The following is a 10,313-nucleotide window of genomic DNA, read 5'->3' on the forward strand; positions in this document are numbered from 1 at the left end:
GCTGCCCGCACGCCCACCGCGAGCGGCCGACCCGCAGCCCGTCGAACCCGCCGCCGACGGCCTCGCCTGGAATCTCCTGGAGATCGTGACAGTCCTGGTGATCGCGGTGCTGACCGCCGTCCGCACCCGGGTCGCCGCCGGTCGGGTCCCGCCGCGGCGGCGATGACCGGGACGGACGTCAGGCCGGCACGTCGGCCGTCGCGGGCGCCAGGTCGGCCAGATGCGCCGTGATCAGCGCGTTCACCTCGTCGCCGCGCTCGAGCTGGACGAGGTGCCCGGCGTCGGAAACCTTCGTCACCGCGCGCAGATCCGGCACGTACGCGCGCAGCGTCCCCAATGGATCGCGTCCGCTGAAACCCTCCATATCCGGGTCGCGCTCGCCGTAGAGGAAGTAGGTGGGCACGGTCACCCGCGCGTCGGCGTAGTCGGCCGTGAGGGTCCAGTTCCGGTCCAGATTGCGGTACCAATTGAGACCGCCGGTGAAACCCGTGCGCTCGAAATCGGTAGCCAGCGTATCGAATTCGTCCTCGGAGAGCCATCGCCACGGCAGTGCAGGAGCCTCGGGGAGCACATCGAGATAGCCGGTGCCCTCGGCGGGAAAGCGCCACGTGTCGAGGTAGTGATAGTCGGCGCTGAGCGAGTAGTACACGCGGGCGAGGAAATCCCGTGGACGGGCCCCGAGTTCGGCGTCGGCGACGCCGGGCCGCTGGAAATAGTCCAAATGCAGGAAATGGCGCGCGGCCGCTTTCGCCCACAGCTCGGACGGCGCGCGCGGCGGCCGCGGCGCATAGGGGTTGTTCAGCACGATCAGGCCCGCGACGCGCTCGGGTGCGCGCAACGCCAGCTCCCACACCAAGGCGGCGCCGAAATCCAGTCCGACGAACACCGCGCGCTCGGCGCCGATGTCGTCGAGCAGGCCGAGCAGATCATCGATGACCGCCAGATTCGTGTACTGCGCCGGGTCGTCGGGAGCCTCGGTCCGGCCGTACCCGCGCAGGTCGGGCGCGAGGGCGCGATATCCGGCCGCCGCGACCGCGGCCAGCTGCCGATGCCAGACGAACCAGGTGTGCGGGAAACCGTGACAGAACACCACGGGATGGCCGCTGCCCTGTTCCGCGACGTGCATCCGGATCCCGTTGGTGGTCACGAACCGATGCGTCGGCTCCACTCTCGCCTCCAAACTTAGAACGCGTTCTATGAATCACGGTAATGTCCGAGAGTCGTGAGCGGAATACCTCGAGAACTCAACGGCCGGGTCGCGGTCGTCACCGGCGCGAGCCGCGGCATCGGCAAGGGCATCGCGCTGGAACTGGGCGCGGCGGGCGCGACGGTGTATATCACCGGCCGGTCGGCGACGCCCGGCCGACTACCGGGCACGGTGCACGACACCGCGGCCGAGATCGACGCGCTCGGCGGGCGCGGCATCCCCTTCGTCTGCGATCACCGCGACGACGACGCCGTACAGCGCCTTTTCGAGCGGGTGCGCGCCGAACAGGGTCGTCTCGACGTGCTGGTGAACAACGTCTACAACTCCCCCGCCGCCGCCCGCTGGCTTGGCAAACCGTTCTGGGAGGTGCCCCCGACGGCCTGGGACGAGAGCTTCGACGTCGGCGTCCGATCCCATTACGCGGCAGGCTTTTTCGCGGCGCCGCTGCTCATCGGCTCCGGCGGGCTCGTCGTCAACGTCTCCTCGCCGGGGTCGCGGCGATACATGCACAACGCGGTCTACGGCGTCGCCAAGACGGCACTGGACCGGCTCACCGCGGACATGGCGCACGATCTCGCCGACACCGAGGTCACCGTGGTCTCGCTGTGGCCGGGCATCGTGGACACCGAACTGCTGCAACTGGTCCCCGCCGACACCCAGGGACGGCGCCTGGTCACCCTGCCCGGCGAAGGGACCTTCGATCTGGCCACCGCCGAGACGCCACGCTTCCCCGGGCGCGCCGTGGTGGCGTTGGCCGCCGATCCGCGCCGACGCGCTCGCACCGGACGGGCCTGGCGGGTGGCCGACCTCGCCGACGAATACGGCTTCACCGACGTCGACGGCCGGGTGCCGCGCAACGACTGACCCGCGGCGTGGTCGACGTCTCCCGCATCACCGCGTCGCGGCCGCCGCGGCGCTGGTCGTGACGCGCGAGCGAGCGCGAGCCACGCCGAGATCACTTCTTCGGGAACGGAGTGTCGATCGTCGTGAAGTACTGGGCCGCGGCCAAGACCGCGACGGGCGCGGTCACCAGCAACTGACCCGCGACCGTGCCGAACGCGCCGAACGCGACGAGGCCGCCGAGGCAACCCACCGCGGCGGCGGGAATGAACGGACCGAACAGCCCCGCGATGGTCGCCGACGCCACGGTCGCGCCGACGACGCCGTCGAGCACGCAGCCGACCGCAGCGCCGCCCAACCCGCCGACCAGCGTCCCGATGGTGGCGCCCATGGAGATGGTAGACGTCATCCGGCTCCAAGCCGCCTGTTCCCGTTCGTATTCCGACTTCCACGGCGCCTGCTCCTCGAAGGGCAGCGCGACCGGACGGTAGGCGGCGTGCGCGAGATCGAATCGCGGCGTCAGCGTGTCCGAGCGCCCGGCGATCTCTCACGCTGCCGGACTGTGCGGCGGCCGCGGCCTTGGTGGTAACGGGAAGTGAATCGCGCGCCAACGTTCGCGGCAGGCCCGGTGACCGGCCATTGCCTGCTCAGGCGAACTTGATCTCCAGGCCGATGCCGAGGATCGCGATGACCCAGATGAGGCCGGTGAAGATGGTGACGCGGTCGAGGTTCTTCTCGACGACGGTGGAGCCGGACAGGCTCGACTGCACGCCGCCGCCGAACAGGCTGGACAGGCCTCCACCCTTGGCGCGGTGCAGCAGCACCAGCAGCACCAGCAGCACGCTGGTGATGATCAGGAGGATATCCAGGAACATCCGCATGGCGATCAGTCTATGGGGTGGGTGCACCCCGCGCCTAAACGGGGCACGCGGCGGCGGGCCGCGGCCTATCGGCGGTCCACTCCGACCAGATGGGTGATTTGCTCCTCGCCCGCGCCGAATTCGGCCACGGCGTGCTCGCGCAGCTGATCCTGCGCGGTCAGGCGCACCTGATGCTGCTGCATGTGCTCGGCCCACGAGCGCACCACGAACGCCTCGACGTAGCGGTCGACCACGCCGACGTCCCGGTACAAACGCCATTCCATCGCGCCGGTGCGCTGGCGCGACCGTCCGACGAACGCCATCGCCTCGAGGAATTCCTCGACCCGGTCCTCCGGCACGTCGTAGGACCGCAGCACCAGTACGGGGCCGTCGTCGGGCTGCGGTTCCACCACCAGCTGCGGCTCGGGCCAGAACGCCGACGGCGTGTGGTCGAGTTCCTCGGCGTTGTGCCGGATCGGCAGCCAGACGCTGCTCACCGCACTGCCCGCCAGTAGCGCCGCCGCCATGAGCAGCGCGGCGACCGAGTCGAGCGCACCGGCAACCAGGCCCCAGAACAGCGAGCCGAGCGCCTGCCCGCCCATGAAGACCAGCATGTAGACCGAGAGCCCGCGGGCACGCACCCAGGCGGGCAGCAGCAGCTGCATGGTGGAGTTCATCGTCGACATGGCCAGCAGCCAGGCCAGACCCGCGCCCACCAGCAACAGGAGCACCAGCGCCACGTGGTGCAGCAGCGCCGCGCCCACCGACGCCGCGCCGAACAGCACCGCGGCCGCGGTCAGCCGCTGCGTCGGCGTCAGCAGCGCGCGGATCCGCGACAGCCCCAGCGCGCCGAGCACGGCGCCGAGTCCCAGCGCGCCGAGCATGAGGCCGTACCCGGAGGACGACAGACCGAGCGAGTCGCGCGCGATCACCGGAAGCAGCGCCCACAGCGCGCTCGCGGGCGCGATGAACAGGATCGACCGCAGCAGCACCCGGCGGATCGCGGGCGCGGCCCGGATGAATCGAGTGCCCGCCTGCAGCGCCGCCAGCGGCCGTTCGGTGGGCAGCTGACGATCCTTGACCGGCCTGCGCCAGACGGCGAGCACCGCGACGATGCCCGCGAAGGACAGCGCGTTGAGCGCGAACACCAGCGTCGGCCCCGACAGCGAGACCAGCACGCCCGCCAGCGCCGGTCCCACCGCGCGGCCGATGTTGATGTTCATGCTGCCCAGCGCCGCCACGGACGGAATCTGTTCGCGGGGAACCAGTTCCGGCTGGATCGCCTGCCAGGCGGGCGCGGTGAGCGCCTGTCCGCAGCCCAGCAGGAACAGCAGGGCGAGCAGCACCCCGGGCGTGGTGTGCCCCGTCGCGGTGGAGACGGCGAGCACGGCAGCCAGCAATGCCATGGTGGACTGGGCGCCGAGCAGCAGGCGGCGACGGTCGACCAGGTCGGCGATCACCCCGGACGGAATGGACAGCAGCATCACCGGCAGGGTGATCGCCGTCTGCACAAGCGAGACCAGCGTCGCCGCGTTCGGCTCGTCGACGAGAAGCCACTGCGCGCCGACCGTCTGCATCCAGGTGCCGAGATTGGACACCAGTTGCGCGATCCACAGCGCCCGATATATCGGCGACCGCAGCGGCGCCCAGGTGGAGAGCGGGGTCGTCGCGTCGGCGGTGGTCACTTTGCCGAGCATATCGCCGCGCGCCGACCCGCACCGTTCCGCGTATCCGCCGGGCCGCCGCTCGAGGTTTCTTCTGCGCGACCGGCCTACGCCGCCGAGTCACCGCCGCCAGTGCGTGGTCCTGCCCGGTCCGCCCGTATGGGCGAAGTCGATTTCGGCTGCGGCCGAGCGGTGTGCGCGTCTGCATCCCGCGGCGCGAGCCTCGATCTCGGTAGCATCGCGCCCATGGCGTCCTCACTGTTGCGATTCGTCCCGGTGCTGTTGCTCGCCTTCGGTGTCGCCGCCTGCTCCGGCGGAGAGGACACCGAGCCGAGCGAGCCGGGGGCGACGCCGATGGGGCGCACATTCCTGTCGACGCAGGTGCGGGGAGAGCCGATTCCGGGCGGCGGCCCACTCTCGTTGCGGTTCGCGGACGGCAAGGTCACCGCGTACGCGGGATGCAACACGATCTCGGGTGCGGTGACGCTCGACGACCATGTGCTGCGAACCGAGGAGCTGGCGAGCACGCTGATCGGTTGTCCCGGCGAGGCGGCCGACGCGGATCGCTGGGTGGACACACTGCTGACTTCCGCGCCGACCTGGCAACTCGACGGCGACACCCTGACATTGCGGAACAACGAGCAGATCGTCACGCTGCTGGACAAGAAGGTCGCGCAGCCGGACAAACCTTTGCGCGGCACCACGTGGGTGGTGAACGGCCTGATCACGCCGGACGCCCAGATCCGGTCCCAGGCCGTCGTCGACGCGAAGCCGACGCTGGTGATCGCCGAGGACGGCTCGGTCTCCGGCTCGGCGGGCTGCAACCGGCTGTCCGGCACGGCCACCATCGAGCCGGGACAAAATGGTGAGAAGGTGACCTTCCGGCTCGGCGCCACCAAGATGATGTGCCCGCCGGAGGTGATGGAGGTCGAGACCGTGGTGCTGCGCGCGCTCGACGGGACCGCCACCGCCACCATCGACGCCGACATCCTCACCCTGCGCAATCAGAACGGCCACGGCCTCACCCTGACGGCGCAGTAGCGCTCACTTCCGGGTGAGGATCACCCGGTCCGCGATCATCTCCGCCTGCCCCGGCGGGGTGAAATACAGCTCCATCACCACCCGGTCCGCCGACTCCAGCCGGATCGTGGTGCGCATCGGAATCGTCTGGCCGACAAAGCGATCGCCCAGCACACCCGGATCGGTGAACTCGCCGAACACGGTGATCTCGGTGTCGCTGCCGCCGCTGGCCTTGACGCCCTTGTAGGTCATCATCATCGGCGTGACGCTGTCCACCGTCGTCCACTCGTACCTGTTGTCGGTCGGCGAGTAGCCGAGGGTGCCCTGCCGGTAGTACGGCCGGTCACCGAAATCGCCCGTGGCGATCTCGCGGAGGAAGTTGTTGCCGGTCTCGGCGATCCACTGCCAGTGGGAGACGATCTCCGTCCGGATCGGTTTGTCCGGCGTGCCGCCCGCGACGAAGGTCGACTTGTCGCCGCGCCATTCGCCGACCAACTGGTTCAGCCTGCGATGGCCCGGGTCCTGGGCGCTCGGGTCGACCGTCGCCGAGGACGATGCGGCGGGCGCGGCGGTGGTCGTCGTGTCGTCCGAGCAGCCCCCGCCGAGCGCGGCGATCGCGACGAACGTCACGGAGCAAAGGGCACGCGAAAGGGTGGAGCGCACGGAAATCCTTGTCTGCCTTGGTGATCAGAGCCAGCCCATCATCACACAGGAAGCGCGCCACCGGCCGCCGCACGGTTTCGCCGAGAACGAAACGGCTTCGCGAAACACCACTCGACCCCACGCCGCGCCACCAGCACAGCGCCGCGGACAAAGCGTTTCGAGCACGCCCGGGCCGGGGAACTTTCGGAACACTGTGGAGCTGCCGCAGGAAACGAAACGGCCCGGTATCGCACGCGCGATACCGGGCCGTCGATGCAGCCTCGGGGCGAAGCCCCGATCAACTCGAGGCTGAGCCCTCGATCACTCGGGGCGAAGCCCTCAGTGACTCAGGGCAGCGGGCCGCCCGCGGCGATCGCGGAGAGGGTGGCGAACTCGTCACCCTTCAGCGACGCGCCGCCGACCAGCGCACCGTCGATGTCGGGCTGGGCGACCAGCTCGCCGACGTTCTTGGCGTTGACCGAACCGCCGTAGAGCACCCGCACCTCCATGGCGACCTCGGGCGAGGCCAGCTCGCCGAGTTCGGCGCGGATGGCGCCGCACACCTCCTGCGCGTCGGCGGGGGTGGCGACCTTGCCGGTGCCGATGGCCCACACCGGTTCGTAGGCGATGACGACCTTCGAGATCTCCTCGGTGGTCAGTCCCTTCAGCGAAGCCCGCAACTGCTCGAGGTTGTACTCGACGTGCGTGCCCGCCTCGCGGACGTTCAACCCCTCGCCGATGCAGACGATCGGCGTGATGCCGTGCTTCAGCGCCTGCTTCGCCTTGGCGAGCACGGTGGCGTCGTCCTCGTTGTGGTACTGCCTGCGCTCCGAGTGCCCGACCACCGCGAAGGTGCAGCCGAGCTTGGCCAGCATGCCGCCGCTGATCTCACCGGTGTAGGCGCCCGCGTCGTGCACGGAGACGTCCTGCGCACCGTAGGTGATCAGCAGCTTGTCGCCCTCGACGAGGGTCTGCACGCTGCGGATGTCGGTGAACGGCGGGATGACCGCGACGTCGACCTTGGCGAAGTACTTCTCCGGCAGCGCGAAGGCGATCTTCTGCACCAGGGCGATGGCCTCGAGGTGATTGAGGTTCATCTTCCAGTTGCCCGCGATGAGCGGTTTGCGTGCCATGGATCAGTCCTCCAGAACGCTGATGCCGGGAAGTTCCTTGCCCTCCAGGTACTCCAGCGACGCGCCGCCGCCGGTGGAGATGTGCGAGAAACCGTCCTCGGGCAGTCCGAGCGCGCGCACGGCAGCGGCCGAGTCGCCGCCGCCGACCACGGTGAACGCGCCCTTACCGGTGGCGGTGACGATGGCCTCGGCGACCCCGCGGGTGCCCGCGGCGAAGTTGTCGAACTCGAACACGCCCATCGGGCCGTTCCAGAACACCGTCTTCGCCTCGGTGAGCAGCGCCGCGAACCGGTCGACCGACTCCGGACCCACGTCCAGACCCATCCAGCCTTCGGGAATCTCGTTGGCGGGCACGACCTTCGAGTCCGCGTCGGCCGCGAACCTGTCCGCCACCACGATGTCGCGCGGCAGGTGGATGACGTCGGCGTAGCGCTCGAGCAGGCCCTTACAGGTCTCGATCATCTCCTCCTGCAGCAGCGAGGAGCCCACCGAAAGGCCCTGTGCGGCAAGGAAGGTGAAGCACATGCCGCCGCCGATCACCAGGGTGTCGACCTTGGGAGCGAGCGCCTCGATGACCGCCAGCTTGTCGGAGACCTTCGAGCCGCCGAGCACGACCGCGTACGGCCGCTCGGAATTCTCGGTCAGCTTGGCCAGCACCTCGACCTCGGCCGCGACCAGCGTGCCCGCGTAGTGCGGGAGCAGCTTGGCCACATCGTAGACCGAGGCCTGCTTGCGATGCACGACGCCGAAGCCGTCGGAGACGAACGCGCCGTCCTCGCCGACCAGCTCGACGAGGGCCGCCGCGAGCTTGCCGCGCTCGGCCTCGTCCTTGCTGGTCTCGCGGGGGTCGAAGCGCACGTTCTCCAGCAGCAGCACGTCGCCGTCGGTGAGGCCCTCCGAGCGCGAGAGCGCGTCGTAGCCCACCACGTCACCGGCCAGCTGGACGTTGCGACCGAGCAGCTCGGCCAGCTTGGCGGCGACCGGAGCCAGCGAGAACTTCGGGTCCGGCTCGCCCTTCGGACGACCGAGGTGCGCGGTGACGACCACCTTGGCGCCCGCTTGGACCAGCGCCTCGATCGTCGGGACCGAGGCGATGATGCGGCCGGGGTCGGTGATCTGTCCGTTGTCGTCGAGGGGGACGTTCAGGTCGGAGCGCACCAGCACGCCACGGCCGTCGACACCCTCGTTCAGGAGGTCTTGGAGCGTCTTGACAGTCATGCGGCTCAGAGGGACTTGCCGACGAGGCCGATGAGGTCGGCGAGGCGGTTGGAGTAGCCCCACTCGTTGTCGTACCAGGACACGACCTTGACCTGGTCGTCGATGACCTTGGTCAGCGGCGCGTCGTAGATCGACGAGTGCGGGTCGGTGACGATGTCGCTGGAGACGATCGGGTCGGTGTTGTACTTCAGGATGCCGGCGAGCGGCCCCTCGGCGGCGGCCTTGTACGCGGCGTTGATCTCGTCGACGGTGGCCGACTTGCGCAGGGTCGCGGTCAGGTCGGTGACCGAGCCGGTCGGGACCGGCACGCGCAGCGCGTAGCCGTCCAGCTTGCCCTGCAGCTCGGGCAGCACCAGGCCGATGGCCTTGGCGGCGCCGGTGCCGGTGGGCACGATGTTCAGGGCGGCGGCGCGGGCGCGACGCAGGTCGCTGTGCGGGCCGTCCTGCAGGTTCTGGTCCTGGGTGTAGGCGTGGATCGTGGTCATCAGGCCACGCTCGATGCCGAACTCGTCGTTCAGGACCTTGGCCAGCGGGCCGAGGCAGTTGGTGGTGCACGAGGCGTTGGAGATGATGTTCTGGCTGCCGTCGTACTGGCTGTCGTTGACACCCATGACCACGGTCAGGTCCTCGCCCTTGGCCGGGGCGGAGATGACGACCTTCTTGGCGCCCGCCGCCAGGTGGCCCTTGGCCTTGGTGGCGTCGGTGAAGATGCCGGTGGATTCGACGACCACGTCGACGCCGAGGTCACCCCACGGCAGGGCCGCCGGGCCTTCCTTGATGGCCAGTGCCTTGATTCGCTGGTCGCCGACCACGATGGTGTCTTCGCCGTCGAGCGAGACGTCCTGCGGCAGACGGCCGAGGATGGAGTCGTACTTCAGCAGCGTGGCCAGGGTCGCGTTGTCGGTGAGGTCGTTGACCGCGACGATCTCGATGTCGGTGGTGCCAAGCGCCTTCTGCGCCTCCACCGCCCGGAAGAAGTTACGTCCGATACGACCGAAGCCGTTGATGCCTACCCGGACAGTCACGTTATCGCTCCTCAGCTTTCAAGCGGATTCATTCCGATGCCTTACTCACACTAATGCCCTGCGGTCACCTCTCCGACACGCACCTGGCTTGGTGAGACCGGCTCGAGGGCCGTGACCGGTCACGATCCGGCGGCGGCGCGCCACGTCGCGGCCAGTGCGGACGCCCGCTCGCGCCGCCCGCGCGGAGTCGAGGACGGCGACAATCCCCCTGGACAGACTTCCGCGTGTCGCGGAAGCGCAGCGCCGCAACGTTTTTCGCTGTCGCGGCACCGGAGTATTCGCCGATGACCCCGCCCGCAGGCCGGGCGTGACGCGCGCGCAAGCCGGGATGTCCGAAAAATCGCTGACGCATCCCGCGTGGCGCGACCGGATGGACGAAGTGCGTACCGAACAGTCGTCCAAGACCGCCCACAGGACTGAGCGACCGGCGACTGTCTCGGACATTCCCGCCGCCACCCGCGCCCTCTGCCGGGCATTCGCCGATTACCCGTGGACCCGCCACACCATCGACGCCCGCGACCACGACAAGCGGGTTCGCGAAATGCAGGAGCTTTTCCTCACCCGCATCCGCCTGCCGCACGGCCGTGTGCGGGTCGCTGGTGGGAGGCGCGGCCGTCGCCGTCTGGACCACCCCCGCCACCGCCGGGGGCCCGGTCTTCGCCGAACTCGCGCCGCGGTTCGCCGAGCTGGCCGGTGACCGCGCG

The 10,313-nt window shown here is 69.5% G+C and carries 9 protein-coding genes and 1 pseudogene; 2 read left to right on the forward strand and 8 right to left on the reverse strand.

Going from position 1 to position 10,313, the window contains the following annotated elements; genetic code table 11:
- Window positions 1-178 precede the first annotated feature (178 nt).
- Window positions 179-1,126 (reverse strand): alpha/beta fold hydrolase, encoded by a 948-nt coding sequence (locus NX1_RS34405; protein ID WP_068069237.1) that lies wholly within the window; start codon window positions 1,124-1,126, stop codon window positions 179-181.
- Between the two features lie 96 nt (window positions 1,127-1,222).
- Here NX1_RS34405 and NX1_RS34410 point away from each other — a divergent pair, with 96 nt between their 5' ends.
- Window positions 1,223-2,071, forward strand: a complete 849-nt coding sequence (locus NX1_RS34410; RefSeq protein ID WP_068069215.1) for an SDR family NAD(P)-dependent oxidoreductase — start codon at window positions 1,223-1,225, stop codon at window positions 2,069-2,071.
- A 91-nt stretch (window positions 2,072-2,162) separates the two neighbouring features.
- On the opposite strand, the pseudogene NX1_RS34415 reads toward NX1_RS34410, so the two are convergent.
- From NX1_RS34415 to NX1_RS34425, 3 genes and pseudogenes are all read right to left on the reverse strand, one after another.
- Window positions 2,163-2,594, reverse strand: a pseudogene (locus NX1_RS34415) (hypothetical protein); the annotation flags it as partial.
- A gap of 100 nt (window positions 2,595-2,694) precedes the next feature.
- Window positions 2,695-2,928: a preprotein translocase subunit SecG gene (secG, locus tag NX1_RS34420; RefSeq protein WP_067835097.1), complete on the reverse strand. Its 234-nt coding sequence runs from the start codon at window positions 2,926-2,928 to the stop codon at window positions 2,695-2,697.
- Between the two features lie 65 nt (window positions 2,929-2,993).
- Complete coding sequence (locus NX1_RS34425) at window positions 2,994-4,604, reverse strand: MFS transporter (RefSeq protein WP_068069218.1); 1,611 nt, start codon at window positions 4,602-4,604, stop codon at window positions 2,994-2,996.
- 213 nt (window positions 4,605-4,817) lie between these two features.
- Between NX1_RS34425 and NX1_RS34430 the strand changes: the two genes are divergently transcribed.
- Window positions 4,818-5,612 (forward strand): META domain-containing protein, encoded by a 795-nt coding sequence (locus NX1_RS34430; protein ID WP_084501987.1) that lies wholly within the window; start codon window positions 4,818-4,820, stop codon window positions 5,610-5,612.
- A gap of 3 nt (window positions 5,613-5,615) precedes the next feature.
- Here the strand turns inward: NX1_RS34430 and NX1_RS34435 are convergent, their stop codons facing one another.
- From NX1_RS34435 to gap, 4 genes are all read right to left on the reverse strand, one after another.
- Entirely contained in the window at window positions 5,616-6,221 is a 606-nt protein-coding gene (locus NX1_RS34435; RefSeq protein WP_068069221.1) for a DUF1579 family protein, read from the reverse strand.
- Window positions 6,222-6,580: 359 nt separating this feature from the next.
- Window positions 6,581-7,366 (reverse strand): triose-phosphate isomerase, encoded by a 786-nt coding sequence (tpiA, locus tag NX1_RS38295; protein ID WP_068069225.1) that lies wholly within the window; start codon window positions 7,364-7,366, stop codon window positions 6,581-6,583.
- Between the two features lie 3 nt (window positions 7,367-7,369).
- Window positions 7,370-8,584, reverse strand: coding sequence for a phosphoglycerate kinase (locus NX1_RS38300; protein ID WP_068069227.1), 1,215 nt, complete (start codon window positions 8,582-8,584; stop codon window positions 7,370-7,372).
- A 5-nt stretch (window positions 8,585-8,589) separates the two neighbouring features.
- Window positions 8,590-9,609 carry a type I glyceraldehyde-3-phosphate dehydrogenase gene (gene gap, locus NX1_RS34450; RefSeq protein WP_068069234.1) on the reverse strand — a complete coding sequence of 340 codons (1,020 nt, stop codon included), beginning with the start codon at window positions 9,607-9,609 and terminating at the stop codon, window positions 8,590-8,592.
- Window positions 9,610-10,313: the final 704 nt, after the last annotated feature.

Source organism: Nocardia xishanensis NBRC 101358 (assembly GCF_001613365.1).
Lineage (GTDB): Bacteria > Actinomycetota > Actinomycetes > Mycobacteriales > Mycobacteriaceae > Nocardia > Nocardia xishanensis.

What these genes read in the sequence shown, in the direction of transcription:
- NX1_RS34425 (WP_068069218.1), bottom strand. Translation starts at nt 4,604, where the DNA reads ATGCTCGGCAAAGTGACCACCGCCGACGCGACGACCCCGCTCTCCACC.
- tpiA (WP_068069225.1), bottom strand. Translation starts at nt 7,366, where the DNA reads ATGGCACGCAAACCGCTCATCGCGGGCAACTGGAAGATGAACCTCAAT.
- NX1_RS34430 (WP_084501987.1), top strand. Translation starts at nt 4,818, where the DNA reads ATGGCGTCCTCACTGTTGCGATTCGTCCCGGTGCTGTTGCTCGCCTTC.
- secG (WP_067835097.1), bottom strand. Translation starts at nt 2,928, where the DNA reads ATGCGGATGTTCCTGGATATCCTCCTGATCATCACCAGCGTGCTGCTG.
- NX1_RS38300 (WP_068069227.1), bottom strand. Translation starts at nt 8,584, where the DNA reads ATGACTGTCAAGACGCTCCAAGACCTCCTGAACGAGGGTGTCGACGGC.
- NX1_RS34405 (WP_068069237.1), bottom strand. Translation starts at nt 1,126, where the DNA reads ATGCACGTCGCGGAACAGGGCAGCGGCCATCCCGTGGTGTTCTGTCAC.